This is a genomic window from Streptomyces sp. 11-1-2 (genome assembly GCF_003595545.1).
In the GTDB taxonomy this organism is placed as follows: Bacteria; Actinomycetota; Actinomycetes; order Streptomycetales; family Streptomycetaceae; genus Streptomyces; species Streptomyces hygroscopicus_B.
Window position 1 is genome coordinate 9665606 of sequence record NZ_CP022545.1, and the last position, 16969, is coordinate 9682574.

At 71.3% G+C, this 16969-nt stretch carries 13 protein-coding genes; 9 read left to right on the forward strand and 4 right to left on the reverse strand.

Going from position 1 to position 16969, the window contains the following annotated elements; genetic code table 11:
• Nucleotides 1-324: 324 nt before the first annotated feature.
• A complete protein-coding gene (locus CGL27_RS41670) occupies nucleotides 325-1503 on the forward strand; it encodes a PucR family transcriptional regulator (RefSeq protein WP_162953188.1) in 1179 nt (392 codons plus the stop codon).
• Nucleotides 1504-1609: 106 nt separating this feature from the next.
• Here the strand turns inward: CGL27_RS41670 and CGL27_RS41675 are convergent, their stop codons facing one another.
• From CGL27_RS41675 to CGL27_RS41690, 4 genes are all read right to left on the reverse strand, one after another.
• Nucleotides 1610-2545, reverse strand: a complete 936-nt coding sequence (locus CGL27_RS41675; protein WP_119994809.1) for a sigma-70 family RNA polymerase sigma factor — start codon at nucleotides 2543-2545, stop codon at nucleotides 1610-1612.
• Nucleotides 2545-4050: a DUF1996 domain-containing protein gene (locus tag CGL27_RS41680; protein ID WP_119992663.1), complete on the reverse strand. Its 1506-nt coding sequence runs from the start codon at nucleotides 4048-4050 to the stop codon at nucleotides 2545-2547. The genes CGL27_RS41675 and CGL27_RS41680 overlap by 1 nt, the downstream gene beginning before the upstream one ends.
• A gap of 20 nt (nucleotides 4051-4070) precedes the next feature.
• The gene (locus tag CGL27_RS41685) at nucleotides 4071-4712 is read right to left on the reverse strand and encodes a DUF4142 domain-containing protein (RefSeq protein ID WP_078639221.1); all 642 of its coding nucleotides are present in this window, start codon (nucleotides 4710-4712) and stop codon (nucleotides 4071-4073) included.
• Nucleotides 4713-5021: 309 nt separating this feature from the next.
• On the reverse strand, nucleotides 5022-7886 hold the full coding sequence (locus tag CGL27_RS41690) for a BTAD domain-containing putative transcriptional regulator (RefSeq protein ID WP_346345770.1): 2865 nt from the start codon (nucleotides 7884-7886) through the stop codon (nucleotides 5022-5024).
• A gap of 140 nt (nucleotides 7887-8026) precedes the next feature.
• Here CGL27_RS41690 and CGL27_RS41695 point away from each other — a divergent pair, with 140 nt between their 5' ends.
• The 8 genes from CGL27_RS41695 to CGL27_RS41730 all read left to right on the forward strand — a co-directional run bounded on the left by CGL27_RS41695 (nucleotide 8027) and on the right by CGL27_RS41730 (nucleotide 16924).
• Nucleotides 8027-8566 carry a sigma-70 family RNA polymerase sigma factor gene (locus tag CGL27_RS41695; protein WP_078647135.1) on the forward strand — a complete coding sequence of 180 codons (540 nt, stop codon included), beginning with the start codon at nucleotides 8027-8029 and terminating at the stop codon, nucleotides 8564-8566.
• Nucleotides 8567-8666: 100 nt separating this feature from the next.
• Nucleotides 8667-9749 carry a substrate-binding domain-containing protein gene (locus CGL27_RS41700; RefSeq protein ID WP_078639219.1) on the forward strand — a complete coding sequence of 361 codons (1083 nt, stop codon included), beginning with the start codon at nucleotides 8667-8669 and terminating at the stop codon, nucleotides 9747-9749.
• A 100-nt stretch (nucleotides 9750-9849) separates the two neighbouring features.
• Complete coding sequence (locus CGL27_RS41705) at nucleotides 9850-11199, forward strand: sugar ABC transporter substrate-binding protein (RefSeq protein ID WP_119992666.1); 1350 nt, start codon at nucleotides 9850-9852, stop codon at nucleotides 11197-11199.
• A gap of 74 nt (nucleotides 11200-11273) precedes the next feature.
• Nucleotides 11274-12221 (forward strand): sugar ABC transporter permease, encoded by a 948-nt coding sequence (locus tag CGL27_RS41710; RefSeq protein WP_078639217.1) that lies wholly within the window; start codon nucleotides 11274-11276, stop codon nucleotides 12219-12221.
• Nucleotides 12221-13135 carry a carbohydrate ABC transporter permease gene (locus tag CGL27_RS41715; RefSeq protein WP_078639216.1) on the forward strand — a complete coding sequence of 305 codons (915 nt, stop codon included), beginning with the start codon at nucleotides 12221-12223 and terminating at the stop codon, nucleotides 13133-13135. The genes CGL27_RS41710 and CGL27_RS41715 overlap by 1 nt, the downstream gene beginning before the upstream one ends.
• 47 nt (nucleotides 13136-13182) lie before the next feature.
• Nucleotides 13183-14163, forward strand: coding sequence for a hydroxyacid dehydrogenase (locus CGL27_RS41720; RefSeq protein WP_162953366.1), 981 nt, complete (start codon nucleotides 13183-13185; stop codon nucleotides 14161-14163).
• A 47-nt stretch (nucleotides 14164-14210) separates the two neighbouring features.
• The gene (locus tag CGL27_RS41725; protein ID WP_119992670.1) at nucleotides 14211-16154 is read left to right on the forward strand and encodes a DUF2264 domain-containing protein; all 1944 of its coding nucleotides are present in this window, start codon (nucleotides 14211-14213) and stop codon (nucleotides 16152-16154) included.
• Nucleotides 16151-16924 (forward strand): TIM barrel protein, encoded by a 774-nt coding sequence (locus CGL27_RS41730; protein ID WP_119992672.1) that lies wholly within the window; start codon nucleotides 16151-16153, stop codon nucleotides 16922-16924. The genes CGL27_RS41725 and CGL27_RS41730 overlap by 4 nt, the downstream gene beginning before the upstream one ends.
• Nucleotides 16925-16969 lie beyond the last annotated feature (45 nt).

The following is a 16969-nucleotide window of genomic DNA, read 5'->3' on the forward strand; positions in this document are numbered from 1 at the left end:
TTCGCGCGGGTGACGAGATACGTCAAAGTCGTCTTGGGGGCAGCAGCTTCTCGGAAGTACACCTGATCTCCATAAGATTTGTCGTAACGTGACAACTTCTGGTGGACGGGCCCCGCCCACGCCGCTCCCGGTTGATCCAATGTCGTTTCAATGGCAAAGATCCGGCAAAGTGTCGGGACCGGGAGGGGGCCGGGTCCTCTATGACGTAGCGGAGGACCCTCGACTCCCTGACCGGTACTGGACGAACCGGTCACGGAGGCAACCTCCACGGACCTGGCCGACCCCCCAACGGCCAGGTCTCCCCCCGGCAAGAACGAGGTAATGATGGGCGAACTCGTGAACCGCATCTGGTCCCGCCCCCGTGGCGAGTGGACCCGCGTGCTGCGCAATGAACTCCCGTCCCTGGCCGACGAGGTGGTTGAGAACCTTCGGCACAGAATTCCGGGATTCGCCGAACTCCTGGAGGACTCTGAGCGAGACAAGGTCCGAGGGGGAGTCGAGCAGGCTCTCCTGACGGCACTCGGCCACCGCAAGGCGGGCGAGGACGGCGCGGGCGAGCAGACCGCCGCCCCCGCATCCGGTGAGGAGGCGCTGGCCGAGGTGCCGCCCGAGCGGGCCCGGCGCGATCTGTTCGAGGCCCTCATCGGTGAAGTGGCGGTCTCCGAGCGCACCTTGATGGAGCTCTCCCGGGCCGCCCGGTGGCCGCTACCCGAGACGGTGCAGGCCATCGCCCTGCCCACCCCGGGCGAGGCGCCGCAACTGGCCGCCGTGCTGGGAGACACCCTCATCGGCGCGGTCGGCGACGAGCTGTGCCTGCTGATCCCCGACCCGGACGCGGACCCGGGCCACCCCACCGCGGAGACCGCCACCACCGCCGCCACTCAGGAAGGCGACCGGGAGCCGGAGCGCGAAGCGCCCGCCGAGCCCGGCACCCGGGCGGCACTGGAGACCGCGCTGCGCGGCCGTACCGCGGCCGTGGGCCATGTGGTGCCGCTCAACGACGCGTCCTCGTCGGTGCGGTGGGCACGGCGCCTGCTGACCCTGGCGCCCGCCCGCCCCGGCCCCGAGGCCCGGGTGCTCTTCGTCGACGACCATCTGTCGATGCTGCTGCTCCTGCAGGACGAGTCGCTGGTCCGGGCGCTGGCCGCCCGGTGGCTCAAGCCGCTGGTCGGGCTGACCCCCCGGCAGAGCGAGCGGCTGCAGATGACGTTGCTGGCCTGGCTGGAGGGCGGTGGCGCGCCCGAGGCGGCCAAGGCCCTCAAGGTGCATCCGCAGACCGTGCGCTACCGGCTGCGCCAGATCGAGAAGCTCTTCGGGCCGGGCCTGCGGGACCCCCGAATACGCTTCGAGCTGGAGATGGCGCTGCGCGGCCGCAGGCTGATGGCGCAGATGGACCGGATACGGCGCCACGCGTCCCGGGCCGGCCGCCGGACCCGTGCCGGTGCGCCCCCCGGTGTCCGGCCGCTGGGCATCGCCAGGGAGGCGCGCGTCAACGGACTCTGACCCGCAGAAGGCGAACCGTCGGCCGCGCTCACGCGGTCGGCGGTTCTCGCTGTCGCGGGCCGATCCGGGACCCGCCGCGCGGACGAGCGGGATCGCCGGAGGGACCCTAGCCTCGCGCCCCGGCGGGCGCCGCCGTACGCGGGGCCGTACGCATCGCCGCGCTCAGGCCGAGCAGTTCGCCGTAGGCGTGGGAGCAGAAGGCGCATCCGGCCAGATGGCGCGCGAGGGCCCGGTCGCGCACCCCGCCGCGGCGCACCGAGGCGCCGATCAGGCCGCTGTAGTGCCGGCACCGGTCGTCGCGCGCCGACTCCAGATGGGCTCGCAGATACGCCTCGCGCAGCCCCTCCCGGGCCCGGAAGGCCAACGAGGTCACCCCGCTGGGGGAGATGCCCAGGACCACGGCCACCCGGTGCGGGGACTCCTCCTCGACGAGGGTCAGCCACAGCACGGTCTGCCAGCGCTCGGGAAGCCCCCGGAAGCTGCGGATGAGCAACCGGCGGTCCTCCCGGGCCACCAGATGCTGCTGGGGATCGGCCGTGGACGCGTACTGCCGCCAGGACTCGAAGTCGGCGGTCAGCAGCACCCGGCGCTCCCCGGCGCTCCACTCCGTCGCCGTATGGCGCACCACCGTGAGCAGATACGGCCGCCAGGGACCCCGGGGTCCGCCCCCGGCGCGAACGGCCTGGAAGGTACGGAAGAACGCCTCGGAGGCCAGGTCCTCGGCGTCATGCGGGTCACGGCAGCAGGTCAGGGCGTAGCGCAGGGTCGCCGCGTGGTGGCGGCGGTAGAGCAGGTCGCCCGCCGCCGGGCTGCTGCTGCCCGACCGGTAACCCTCCGTCAGCTGCCGGGTGAGCTCCTGGTCCGGGACCGGGCGGACCGGGCGGTTGGTATGTCCCCGGCCCTGGAGCCCCTCGGTGTCCGGATGTCCCGCCGCCGGAGGGCCGGTGGCCGCGTCGTCGTCCGCGGCCTCGTGTAAGTGCGCGGTGGCAGCGCGGCGCGCGCCGGCCGAACGGCCGACGCGCGCCTGGTGACTGTGTTCCATCAGCCGCACTGCTTGCCGCTGTTGATGCAGTCCACCGCCTCGTTCATCAGGTCCTCCGACATCACGTTGATGAAGTCGTCGTGGTCGGTGATGGGCTTGTGCAACTGCTCGGGGAAGCCGTCCACGGCGAACGGGGTGTTGGCCGGCACATCGTAGGTGATCGTGTTCACCAGCTGGGGGATGGCCTGGAAGCCGTTGGGGCAGGAGCCGTCCTCGCCCGCGAAGGCCACGTGGTCACGGTGGTTGGCGCTGTCGATGTTCTGGCCGTCCCAGCAGCTCTGGAAGTCGAAGGTCCGGGTGACGGAGCTGCCCTCGGGGCAGAGCGGGTACTTGTCGGTGAGCTGCCGGTCCTCGAAGCCGGTGCAGCTCCAGGAGGCGTTGGCGTTGGCGTCGCCGTTGGTGAACGCCTTGGCGTCACCGGTGATGATCCGCAGGAACTTCGGCATCGCCGTGACCTTGCTCTGCGCGTTGCCCTTGAACTCGATCTTGGAGCTGGTGGGGGTCAGGATCGTGCCGACGTTGCCCTCCTGGCCGCCGCCGAGGTCATTGGCGTCCGCCTCGTCCTTGCCGTCCTGGGCGCGGACCACGGGCCAGTAGTACGTCGACTTGTCGTCCTGGTTCTCGCAGGAGGTGCCGCCCTGCTCGAAGGTCTGGTTGTTGGCGAAGGCGTCGTTGCTGTCGTTGCCCACGTAGTCGTGGGTGTGGTGGGCGCCGTTGCCGACACCGGGCGCGACGATCACGTTGTCGCTGTTGCGCAGCTCGGGGTCGCCGACGCCGCACTCCGTGGCGAAGGTGCCGGTGGAGCCGTTCTGCTGGGCCTGCGGCGGCTGCTGGACGTTCGGCTGCACCTTGGTGATGTCGACGAAGTCGTCCTGCGAGGGGCCGTTGCCCGCCTGGCCGCCCGCGTTGCCGGGCACGTCGTTGGCGCCCTCGCCGCCCTGGTCGCCGCCGCCTTGCTGATCGCCGCCCTGCTGATCGCCGCCCTGCTGACCGCCTTGCTGGTCGCCGCCTTGCTGCTGGCCGCCCTGCTGGTCGCCGCCTTGCTGGTCGCCCTGCTGCTGACCGCTCTGGGTGGCGACCTCCTGCCACTTGCAGTCGGTCATGCCCTGGAGCTGAGAGTTGTCGCCGCCCATGGCCGAGCCGATGTTGTCCATCGTCCGGGAGCGCTGGTCGTTGAGCTTGGAGAGCACCGCGTCGTTCGAACCCTGCTGCTGGTTCATCTGCTGGTAGGCCTTGGCCACCTGGTTGTCCAGCTCGGCCAGGTTCTTGTCGACCTTGGGCCTGGCCTTCTCCGGCACATCACTCAGCTTCTGCCCCACATCGGGGCACTGGATCGTCCCCGCCTTCGCGGCCACGGTGTTGTTCTGGCCGGAGTCGCCCTTGTCGCCGTGGGCGGACGCGTTGGCGGCGATGATCGCGGCCCCGCCACCGCCGAGCGCCAGGGCGGCGACGATGGCGACGGTCTTATTGGTGAACCGCCCGCGTTTGTGGGTCTGTTGCCTCATAAGATCACTTCACTTAGTCGTTAGAGGGTGTCGAAGTCGACAAGCCCGGTGTCCTCGAGGACCGTGATGTGGTCGAGAACGATGGCATTGGCCCTGGTGGCCAGAGATCTGACCATGGAGTTGCGGCTCTCGGCTCGCACCTGCGCCACAAGGTTGAACACCTTGCCGTGGGCGGCGCGCAACCGGTTTGCGAACACCCGCTCGAACTGGGCGCTGCTGCCGGCGCTGGTCATCTCGTTCAGCCAGCCCTGTTGCTGTGCGTTGGGCTGGTTGGGCAGCGGGATCCCGAGTGCCCGGCCGACCTCCTCGGAGCGGCGGTCGAGTTCGGTGTGTCCCTCGATGAGATGCTCACCTGCGGTCTTCACCGCGTCCCGAACGTCCCGCTCCTGGGCGAGCCGCCCGGCGGGGAGCTCCCACGTTCCGGCGAGCCTGACTTTGCGGACAAAGTCCCGGTCAGTGGCCGTGAGTGGCCCGTACTGGGTGCTGACCGTCCCACCGCCGTCGTCCTTGACGCCGTTGCGCGGCAGGGCCGCGCTGCTCTCGCCGAACAGCGACACCGGGATGAGGATAGCCGCCAGTGTGACGGCGAGCGCCCCAATGATGAGCCCGGTGCCGATGGTTCGGCTGGAGGCGATGGGTCTGGTGAGCTTTGCTGGTGGCACAGCGCCCTCCTTGGTTCGGAGTGACACCGGACGCTAGTACCTCGTGTGGCTCGGTCGTGGAGACCTCATCACCAGTGAATAAAGCCGGGACAGAGATCACTTCCGGCTGCTACCCTGCGCGGCCGCGATCCGGAGGGGCGTTGAGAAGTTTTTTCCCGCCCGGCTGAGCAACTCACCGGGCCCGTACGTACGGCAGGGAGAACCCGGTGCCCGGCCGCTCCCGAGCGGCCCGCCGCGCACCGTCCCGACGACCCGGAGGCGCCCCGCCGTGGATACGACAGCGCGGAAGACCACGCCCACCAGGCCCCGTCATCCGCTGAGAGCCGAGGCCGGATGCGGTGACTGCCGGTACTGCCCCAGTTTGCCGTCGAGGACCCGGGCATCGGGGTGGTTCAGCTCCTGGAGAATCTCCAGGGCCCCTCGCCAGTCGGTGAGCGCGGTGGCCAGGTCGCCCTGGGCCAGCCGGGTATCCCCCTGGTGGTGCAGTGTGTCGGCCTCCAGGTACCGGTCGCTGATCTCGCGGTAGATGGCGAGCGCCCGGCGGTACGAGGTGAGGGCGTGCTCATACCGTCCGAGGTGGTGGTACGCGTACCCCAGGCTGTCCAGCGCGGCGGCCTCGCCGGCCGAGTCGCCGATCCGCCGGTGCAGTTCGACGGCCTGGCGGCAGTGGGCCAGCGCGTGCTCGTACTCACCGCGGAGGATATGGGTCCAGCCGATCTCGTTGAGCACGCTGGCCTGTCCGCTGAGGTGGGCCGCGGCGCGGTAGTGGTCGAGCGCGGGCCGGTAGTGGTCCAGCGCCTCCTGGTAGCGGCTCTGGCTGTTGGAAAGAAAGGCCAGGGAGCGCAGGGTGCGGGCCTGTCCGCCCGCCTCGCCGAGCTCCGTGAACAGCTCCAGCGCCCGGTCCAGGTGGCCACATCCCTCCTCGTACCGGCCCAGCCGTCCCTCGGCGAACCCCAGAGTGCGGTGGCTGTGCGCCTGGCCGAGCCGGTCGGACAGCGCCCGGGCCGCCCCCAGCGCGGTGCGCTGGATGGCGGTCTGCTCCTGCCAGTGGCCGCGCCGGTCCAGGAAGAGTTCCAGCGTCACGGCCAACCGCCAGGCGTGGGACGGGAATCCGTGGTCGCGGGCGTGCTCGACGACCGACAGCAGAACGACCCGCTCGGCCGAGAGCCATGCCTCGGCGCGGTCCTGGCCGCCGAGGTGCTCGGGCGCGGCGTCGGGCCGGGCCGGGGACAGCGGCAGCGGTTCGGTCCGGTGCGGGGCGAGCAGCGTGGCGGCGGTGCGCGCGGTGTGCAGATAGTGGTCGAACATCCGGTGCCGGGCGTCGTGGCGGATCTCGTCCGGGTCGTGGTCCTGGACCAGCTCCATGGCGTAGGCCCGCAGCAGATCGTGGAAGGTGTAGCGGCCCGGGGCCTGCTCCACCAGCAGATGGGCGCGGGTGAGCGCGGTCAGCAGGGCACGGGTGACCCGGAGCGGGAGCCCGGCCAGGCTCGCGGCCGCGGCGGCGGAGACCTCGGGCCCCGGATGCAGGGCGAGCAGCCGGAACAGCCGGGCGGCCTCCCGGTCCAGGGCCCGGTAGGACCAGGAGAAGACGCTCCGCGCGTCGGTGCTCGGATCGGCGCCCGCGAACGCGTCGAGGTTTCCCTGGCTCTCGCGCAACTCCGCGGCGACAGAAGAAAGGGGAAAGGAAGGACGGGTCGCGGCCCGGGCGGCCACCACGGCCAGCGCGAGCGGCAGCCGCCCGCACAGCCGGATGATGGTCGCCACCGACTGCGGCTCCGCGGCGACCCGGTCCGTGCCCAGCCGCCGGACCAGCGCCTCATGGGACTCGGCCGGGGACAGCGGCCCCAGAGTAAGGGGACGGGCCCCCTCGCTCGCTATCAGACCGTGGAGCTGATTGCGGCTGGTGACGATGGTCAGACAGCCGGGGGAGCCGGGCAGCAGTGGCCGGACGTGCTGGGAGTCCACCACGTTGTCCAGCAGGATCAGCATCCGCCGCCCCGCCAGCAGACTGCGGTACAGCGCGGTCTTGGCGTCCAGACCCGTGGGCACCCGGTTCGGTGGAATCCCCAGCGCGTGGAGGAACGCCCGCAGCGCCTCGTTCGGCGACATCATCGAGCCGGTCGGATCGAAGCCGCGCAGATTGGCGTAGAGCTGCCCGTCCGGAAAGCGGTGGGCGATCCGATGGGCCCAGTGCACGGCCAGTGTGGTCTTGCCGATCCCGGCCATCCCGTCGATCGCGCTGATCACCACCGGACCCGGTGATCCGGCCTCGGCGCCCTCGGGCAGCAGAGTATGGACACCGGCGAGTTCGGCATGGCGTCCGCTGAACGCGGGCAGGTCGGGCGGGAGCTGAGCCGGGCGGACCGCCGGGGCGGGCGGCGCCGCCGGAGGGACCGGTTGGACCGGCTCGGCGGGGGCCGGGGTCGACCGGGGCACCACCTCGCGATGGGCGGCGCGCAGCTCGCGGCCGGGCGGTACGCCGAGCTGATCGGCCAGCCGGTTCCGCGCGGTCGAGAAGACCTCCAGCGCCTCGGCCCGCCGTCCGGTGGCGGCGAGCACCCGGATCAGCTGTGCCTGCAGGGTCTCGTCCAGCGCATGGTGGGCGGCGAACTGCTGGAGCACGGTGGGCAGCCGCTCCGGGACCTCGGAGGCCAGCGCCGTCGTGGCGGCCTCCTTGGCGACGGCCAGAAGTTCCCGGTCGACACCGGAGAAGACGGGATGGGACTGGATGTCGGAGGGGACCCCGGTGGCGGTCGGTCCCTGCCACAGGGCGAGTGCCTGTGAGAAGAGCTCGGCCGCCCGCTCCGGCTCGCCCGCGGCGGCGGTGCGCCGCGCCGATTCGCTCAGCTTCCGGAAGCGCAGCAGATCCAGCGCGTCCGCGTCGGCGTTCAGCCGGTAGCCGCCCGAGCTGCGTACCAGCCGGCTGCCCTCCGCCCGCGTCGGCAGCCCGGGTTCCAGCAGCCGGCGCACCGACCCCACATGGCGGTGCACCACATTCACCGCGGTGCTCGGCGGATCCTGCGCCCAGAGCACGTCGACGATTTCGCTGAGCGCCACGGGCTGTCCCGCCCGCACCAGCAGCAGCGCGAGCAGCGCTCGCTGTTTGGGCGGACCCAGCTCCAGCTCGACCTCGCCACGCCACGCCCTGACCGGGCCTACCACCGTAAATCGCACAACTAGGGATCTTAGTCGAGCCCGTTTCGGGCACCGGGTTCTTCCGGCCGCCATGTGACGTCAGACTTTCGTCACTCAATCGACGTCACCCTTCTTTTACGCTCGCGCCATTGACACATGAACCTCGGGGGAACGAGACGATGAACATCCGCACGGCGGCCGTCACGACCGACGCCGACACCTTCTTACGGACGCTGTACCGACGGCACGGCTCGGCGCTGCACCGCCTGGCGGCCCGGATGCTGGGCGGGGACTGGCACCGGGCCCAGGACATCGTGCAGGAGGTGGCGATCCACGCCTGGCAGCGCCCCATGGACGTCGGCCCCATGGACGACACCGTCCGTAACCGGCTGTTCACCGTGGTCAGCGACCTGGTGACCAATGGCCACCAGGACCAGGCGGAGCGGCCGGTGGAGACGGCCGGTGAGGCGGAGATGGCGCTGCTGGCCGCGCCGGACGCGGTCGATCAGGCGCTCACCGCCCAACTGGTGTGGGACGCGATGGCGGACCTGGCGCCTCCGCAAAGAGAGGTGCTGCTGCACCTGCACTACCTGGACCGCAGCGTCAGCCAGGCCGCCCGGGCGCTCGGGGTGCCTCCCGGAACCGTCAAATCGCGGACGTACTACGCGACACGGGCCCTGCGGACGGCCCTGCGGGCGCGTGGCGTCACCGAGTGCTGACCACCTCCGGACACCCGCCGACTGCTTTCTGATCGAATGATCGCTACTATGGCGGTGTTTCGAGTACAGACGAAAGCCGATCGCGTCAGGGGTGGGGAACATGCGGGAGTCGGCGCGGAAGCGGCAGGCACGGATCGCGGCACTGGTGGAGGCCCGGGGCAGCGCGCGGATCACCGATCTCGCGGATGAGCTGGCGGTGTCCGTCGTCACCGTACGGCGGGACGTGGAAGACCTGGCCCAGCGCGGGGAGGTGCGCCGCGGCCACGGGGTGGCGCGCTCGCTGCGGCCGATGGCCCAGGAGTCCACCGCCACCGGCGACACCATCGGCATGGTGGTCCCCGAGCGCAACACCTATCTCACCGAGGCCGTCCAGGCGGCGCGCGAGGCCGCCGAGAAGGCCGGGCTGCGGCTCGCGCTGCACATCGCCGCGGACGAGCGCGGCACCGAGCGCGCGGTCCGCCAGGCGCTGGACGCGGGCGCGCGGGGCCTGCTGCTCTCGCCGCGCTGGCGCACCGAGGCGGAGGAGCGGGCGGACCACGCGTGGCTCGGCGCCCTGGAGCTCCCCGTGGTGCTGGTGGAGCGCCGGCCCCACCGGGGCAGCGCCATCTACGGCCTGGACTGTGTGCGCTCGGACCACGCCCACGGGGTCCATCTGGCGCTCGAGCATCTGACCTCGCTGGGGCATCGGCGCATCGTGCTGGCGGCGCGCGACGACAGCCCCACCGCACGGGTGATCCGGGCGGAGTTCGCCGCGCAGACCGCGGCCCGTGGCATCCGTGAGGGCTGCCCGGTGATGCTCAGTTCGCGCACCGCCGGGCCCGATCCGCGCCCGCGTGACGCGGGCGCGGCCGACCTGGCCGACGCGGTGCGCCGCGCCGGGGCCACCGCCGCGCTGATCCACGGCGACATGGACGCGCTGGTGCTGGTCCAGCGGCTGCGTGAGGCGGGTGTCGAGGTGCCGCGCGACTGTTCGGTGGTCGCGTACAACGATGTGGTGGCCGACATGGGGCAGATCGCGCTGACGGCCGTGGCCCCGCCCAAGGGTGAGGTCGGACAGGCGGCGCTGGAGCTGCTGACCCGTCAGTTGGAGCGGACGCGGGCCGGGCGGTGGGCCGGCGCCGCCCGCCATCTGGAGCTGCTGCCGGAGCTGGTGGTCCGGGATTCCACCGCCCAACTTCTCTGATTGTTTGACCGCTTTAGTTTCTTCTGTTCGATGTATTGACGGCTTTTCAGTCAAGCGCTCAAGATTCCCCTGACTCCACCGCTGAATCAGGGGAGGGCCCATGCCTGGTCATAGACGCCCAGGTCGCTCGGCAACCGGACGCCGGGCGACGGCGGGCACCACCGCACTGCTCACGCTGCTCGCCCTCGTTCTGGCGGGCTGCTCCACAAGTCGCGGGTCCGACACCGTCGGCGACGGTCCCGTACGCCTGACCTTCTGGTCGGCGCTGCGCGGCAGTCAGGAAGTCGTCGACGAGTTCAACCGCACCCACGACAGCATCAAAGTCGAATTCCAGCAGGTCCCCTCCGGGGAGCAGGGCGGCTGGACCAAGCTCAGCAACGCCGCGCGCGCGGGCAACGCCCCCGACGTCGCCACCATCGAATACCCCCAGCTACCCGGTTTCACCATCGACGGCGTGCCCCGGGACATCACCAAGCTGATGCCCGACTCGGTACGCAAGAAGATCCTGCCGCAGGCGCTGGACCTCACCACCTTCGACGGGCGCACCTACGCCGTACCGGTGGACATCGAGCCGATGGTCTTCCTGTACCGCAAGGACATCTTCACCAAGAACCACATCCCGGTCCCCAAGACCTGGGCGGAGTTCGAGAGTTCGGCCCGCAAGCTCAAGCAGGCCCAGCCCCGGTCGCGTATCGCCAGCCTATTCACCACCGGCGGCACCCTCTATATGGCGGGCTACGCCTGGCAGGCCGGGGCGCAGTGGTACGACACCGCCGGGGACACCTGGCAGATCAACATGGACGACGCCCCCACCCGTAAGGTCGCCGGCTACTGGCAGCGGCTGATGGACGACGATCTGGTGCGGGTCGAGCCCGGGGCCAGTCAGCAGTGGCGGGCCCATCTGCGCAGCGGGGAGACGGCCGGCTATCTGGCGGGCGCCTGGGCCGCGGGCTCGATGATGGCGTCCACCCCTGACGGCAAGGGCAAATGGGCCATCGCGCCGATGCCGCAGTGGGATCCGGCGAAACCCAAGGTGAGCACCCAGGGCGGCTCGACCTTCCTGGTCACCAAGGACAGCCGGCACCCCAAGGAGGCCATGGAGTTCATCTCCTGGATGGTGACCAGCCCCGGCGCCCTGAAGGCCAAGCTCGCCAGCGGGGTCAGCAGCGCCTTCCCGTCCGTGCCCAGCCTCGTGCCGGTCGCCCGCAAGGAGATGGACACCAGCTACTACTCCGGCCAGGACATCTTCGGTCTCTTCCAGAAGGAGGCCGAGCGGATCGCGCCCACCTGGAAGTGGGGCCCGCGGATGACCTCGACCACCAGCTCCGGTGACGACGGGCTCGCCAAGGCGGGTGCCGGCAGCGGCGACATCCTCAAAGCCCTGCGCGATGCCCAGAGCCGGACCATGCCCGATCTGAAGAGCCTCGGCCTGTCGGTCACCACCCGCTGAACCCCCTCATCTCTCCTTCTCGCCCCGAGCCGTACCTCATCCCGCCTGAGCCGAGGTAATCCGTGAGCACTGTCATGTCCTCGAAAGGGGCGGCACCGCCATCGGCGGCCGCCGCCGACCCGCCCCGCAGAACCGGACGACGCCAGCAGAGGGTCGCCGCCGCCGTTCTGCTGACCCCCTTCACAGCGCTGCTCGTCGCCGTGTTCCTGGTCCCCGTCGGCTACGCCGTCTACCTCAGCCTCTTCTCCGAGGACCACGAGGGACTCGGCTTCGGCGGCGGGCGCACCGTCTTCACCGGATTGCGCAGCTATCTCTCGGTGCTGCAGGACCCCAGCTTCCTCTCCGGGTTCGGCACCATCGCCCTCTACTGCGTGATCTTCGTCCCGCTCGTGGTCATCAGCGCGCTCGCGCTCGGCCTGCTGCTCGACTCGGGCCTCATCAGGCTGCGGCGGACCGTGCAGATGCTGGTCTATCTGCCGCACGCCGTTCCCGGCATCATCGCGGCCGTCATCTGGCTGTACCTCTACACCCCGGGGCTCAGCCCGGTCATCAAGCTCTTCGCCCAGGCCGACATCACCATCGACTTCCTCGGTCTGCACACCGTGCTCCCGTCGATCGTCAATATCGCCCTGTGGAGCGGGCTCGGCTACAACATGATCATCTTCTATGCCGCGCTCCAGGCGCTGCCGCGTGAGGTGATCGAGGCGGCGACCATCGACGGCGCCGGGGGCATCCGCACCGCGCTCCAGGTCAAGGTGCCCATCATCAGGGGCTCCGTCGTCATGGTGTGCATGTTCTCCCTGATCGGCGCGCTCCAGCTGTTCACCGAACCCATGCTGATGAACCAGGCCACCCCGATGGTCAACTCCCGCTTCACCCCGAACATGTACATCTACGACGCGGCCTTCCGCCGCAACAATTACGGACTCGCCTCCGCGGCCTCCGTCATCCTCCTGATCGTCACCTGTGTCCTGTCGTACGCCGTGACGCGCTGGTCGGGCCGCCGGGAACGGAGAGCGTGATGACCACGACCACACCCACCACCCCCGTGAACACCCCCCAGGGACCGCCGGCCAGACCGCTCGGCAAGCCCTTCGGGCGCTCCAAGCTGACCAGCCGTGGCATCGCCAACGCCGTGGTCCTGATCGCCGCCCTCTACACCATGCTGCCCGCGCTGTGGCTGGTGCTGGCGTCCACCAAGAACGCCGACGCCCTCTTCGGCAGCGACATCCTCTCCTTCGGCGACTTCTCCTTCGGGCGCAACCTCTCCGACCTGTTCTCCATGGACGGCGGGCTCTACGGCGAGTGGTACGTCAACAGCCTGCTGTACGCGGTCGTCGGCGCCCTGGTCGGCTCGCTCATCAGCGTCGCCGCGGGCTACGCCTTCGACAAGTACGAGTTCCGGCACAAGGAGAAGCTGTTCGGCCTCGTGCTCACCGGCGTCATGGTGCCGCCGACCGTGCTGGCCCTGCCGCTCTATCTGGTGGCCTCCAACATCGGCATGGTCAACACCTTCTGGTCGGTCTTCATCCCGGTGCTCTTCAACCCCTTCGGCGTCTACCTCGCCCGCCTGCTCAGCAGCGGCTATGTGCCCAACGAGGTGCTGGAGGCGTCCCGGGTCGACGGCGCGGGCGAACTGCAGACCTATGTACGCGTCAGCCTGCGGATGCTCGGGCCCGGGTTCGTGACCGTCTTCCTCTTTCAGCTCACGGCCATCTGGAACAACTTCTTCCTTCCGATGGTGATGCTCTCCGACCAGCACCTGTATCCGCTCAGCCTCGGCCTCTACACCTGGAACAGCGCCGCCACCGTCTCGCCCGAGTACTACCCCCTCGTGGTCATCGGCTCACTGCTCGCCGTCGTGCCGCTGATCGTGGCGTTCGTGATGCTGCAGCGCTACTGGAAGTCCGGACTGACCGCAGGGAGCGTCAAGTGACCGACCCGCACCTCTCCGCCCGCCACCGCCCCCGAGCCGCCCTGGCCATGGCCGAGCGCTCCGCCCGGCAGGTGCTCGGATCCGGAAGTATGGACCGGCTCACCGAACTCCTCGACCTCGATCCCGGCCTCGTCCTCGACGACTTCACCACCCCGGCCGCGCGCCGTGCCCTCGCCGATGCCGAACTGCTGGTCACCGGCTGGGGCTGCCCGCCCCTGGACCGCCGCGCGCTGGACGCCGCGCCCCGGCTGCGCGCCGTCGTCCACACCGCGGGCACCGTGCGCCACCACATCACCGACGCCTGCTGGGAGCGTGGCATCGCGGTCTCCTCGGCGGCCGCGGCCAACGCCGTACCCGTCGCCGAATACACCGTCGCCATGATCCTGCTGTCCAACAAGCGCATCCTGGACATCGCCCGGGACTACCGCGCCGAGCGGCGCACCATCGACTGGAACGAGCGCTATCCGGACGCCGGCAACTACCGCCGGACAGTGGGCATCCTCAGCGCCTCCGTCATCGGCCGCCGGGTGATCGAGCTGCTTCGCCCGTACGACCTCGACCTGCGGCTGTACGACCCGTACGTCACGGCTCAGGAGGCGCGGGAACTCGGCGCGCTCCAGGTCGGCCTGCGGGAACTCTTCGCCGGCAGCGATGTCATCAGCGTCCACACCCCCCTGCTGCCCGCCACCCAGGGGCTGGTCAGCCGGGAGCTGCTGGCCGCCATGCCGGACGGCGCCACGCTCATCAACACCGCGCGCGGGGCGGTGGTGGACCAGGACGCGCTGACCGAGGAGCTGGTGGCCGGGCGGATCCGCGCCGTCCTCGATGTCACCGTGCCGGAGGTGCTGCCCGCCGCCTCACCGCTGTACGACTGCGACAACGCGCTGATCACCCCGCATATCGCCGGATCCAAGAGCGGTGAGCTGCGCCGCCTGGCCGACCTCGCCATCGGCGAGATCGAGAACTACGTCACCGGCCGCGACTTCGCCCACCCCGTACGACCGGAGATCCTCGACCGTTCGGCGTAAGAGGCGCGCCCTCTCACGTCCCGCGACCCCAGGAGGCTCACCCCGCTATGCCCGAGCTCCCCTTCCTCCTCCCCGCCGACGACCGCACCCTCAGCCCCCACACCGGCTACACCCGCGCCCACTGGGAGGCCGCCGCGGACGGCATGCTGCACGCCGCCCTCCGCTACGCCACCCCCGGCCAGGGGCTGATCGACCTGCCCGGCCCCCCGTCGAGGTCCGGGGTGCGCTCCGACGGGCTCGAAGGGTTCGCCCGCACCTTCCTCCTCGCCGCCTTCCGCACCGCCGGGGCCTCGGGCAAGGACCAGCACGGCTTCCTGGAGCGCTACACCGCGGGCATCGCCCGCGGCACCCTCACCCCCGGGCGCGACGACGCCGAGTCCTGGCCGGTGATCGGCCATCACGGCGCCCACGGCCAGCCCATGGTGGAGTCCGCGTCCGTGGCCCTGGGCCTGCGGCTGACCGCGCCGTGGACCTGGGACGCCCTGCCGTCCGACGCCCAGGACCGCACCGAGGAGTGGCTGCGCGGTGCGCTGCGCCACCAGCCCGCCCCCAACAACTGGTATCTCTTCCCCCTTACCGTCGCCGGTTTCCTGGAGTCCGCCGGACGCGGTGACGCCGAGACGGCGCGCGCCATCGAGCGGGGGCTCGGCCTCCTGGAGGGCTGGTACGAGGGCCAGGGCTGGTACTCCGACGGCGACGGGCGGTCGTTCGACCACTACAACGGCTGGGCACTGCACATGTACCCGCTGCTCCACGCCCATCTCGCCGCCGACGAAGCGCTGCTGGACCGGCTCGGCCCCCGACTGCGCACCTTCCTCGAGGGCTTCTCGCTGCTCTTCGACGCCGACGGTGCCCCCATCCACCACGGCCGCTCCCTCACCTACCGCTTCGCCGCCGTCGCCTCGGTGGCCCTCGGCGCCCTCACCGGCCACACCCCCCTCGCCCCCGGGGCCACCCGCCGCGTTCTCAGCGGAGCGCTGCGCCACTTCCTGGACCGCGGGGCGCTGACCGATGACGGGGTGCTGAGCCTGGGCTGGTACGGGCCGCACGCGGCGACCCTGCAGTGCTACTCCGGGCCCGGCTCGCCCTACTGGGCCTCCAAGGGGTTCCTCGCCCTGCTGCTGCCGCCCGACCACCCGGTGTGGACCGCCACCGAGGAGGCCGCGCCCGCCGAGGGGCCGGACCGGGCGCTGGCGCTGCCCGCCGCCGGGTTCCTCGTCCAGACCACGGGCCGGGACGGGCTGGTGCGGCTGCACAACCACGGCAGCTACAAGCTCCGCCCCTGGGAGGCCGAGCACGGGCCCGCCGACCCGCTCTACGCCCGGCTCGCCTACTCCACCCGCACCGGTCCCACCAGCGCGGACAACACTCCCGACAACCACATCGCCATCGAGGTGCGCGGAGTGCGCAGCGCGCGGCTGCGCATCCACCCCCTGGCCGCGGGCCCCGACTGGCTCGCCTCCTCCCACACCCCGGCCTTCCCCGACGCCGGCCCCAAGGTGCCCTCGATCCGCGTCGACAGCCTGACCCTCGTCCGCGGCCGGCTCGAAGTGCGCGTCCACCGCGCCGTGGGCGTCCCCGCCGGGACCCGGATCCACCACAGCGGCTGGGCCGTCGCCCTGCCCCCGGGCACCCCGGCGGAGACCGAACAGGGCGCCGAGATACGGCTGGACGGGGAAGAGGTGACCGGTCAGCTCCTCGGACTGCACGGCTGGCAGAGCGCCACCGCCGTCAGGGCGCCGCAGGGCACCGCGTACGGTCCATGGGCCCTGGTCCCCGAACTCACCGGCACCGTCGGCGAGGATTCCGCAGGCACCCTCTTCGTCGCACTGGCCTCGCTCACCGGCGAACGCGATCCGGTCCCCCTCGCCGATCTCGCCACCGCCGAGGTGAACGGGCTCGCGGTCACCGTACGGCTGCCGGACGGCCAAGGCGTCGTGGTGGACTTCGGCGCGGGCGACGCGCCCACCGTCACGGAGGCGGGCGCATGACGCGGCTCGGCATCTGCTCGGTGACGCTGCGCCGGCTCGACCCGGACCAGGTGATCGCCGCCGTGGCCGGAGCGGGCCTGGAGTGCGTCGAATGGGGCGGTGACGTCCATGTGCCGCCCGGCGACGAGGACACCGCCCGGCGGGTCCGCGACGCCACCGTGGCCGCCGGGCTCGCCGTCGCCTCGTACGGCTCCTACTACCGTGCCGGGCGCGGCGACCCGGAGGAGTTCGACGCGGTGCTCCGCTCCGCCGTGGCGCTCGGCGCCCCGCGCATCCGGATCTGGGCGGGCGCCACGGGCACCCGGGAGACCCCGCCCGAGGCGCGCCGCGCGGTCGTCGAGGACACCCGGCGCGCCGCCGCGCTCGCCGCGGACGCGGGGGTGGAACTCGCCTACGAATTCCACCGGAACACCCTGACCGACGGCGCGGACCACACCCTCCGGCTGCTGGCCGAGGTGGACCGCGCCGAGGTCGCCACCTACTGGCAGCCGCCCGTCGACATGCCGGACGCCGAGGCGCTGAAGGGACTGGACGCGCTGGGGGACCGGATCGCCGCGGTGCACGCCTTCTCCTGGTGGCCCGGGACCACCCGGCTGCCGCTGACCGCCCGCGCCCCGCTGTGGCGCAGCACCTTCGAGCGGCTGCGCACGCACCGTGCCGCGGTGTCCGGCGGTCCGCCGATGGATGTCCTGCTGGAGTTCGTCCCGGAGGACGACGAGCGGCTGCTGCCCCGGGAGGCCGCCACGCTGCGGGCGCTCGCCGACGTGTAGGGGGTGTCCGGCGGGTCGTGGCGCCTGCGGCGGGCTGCTCCCCTC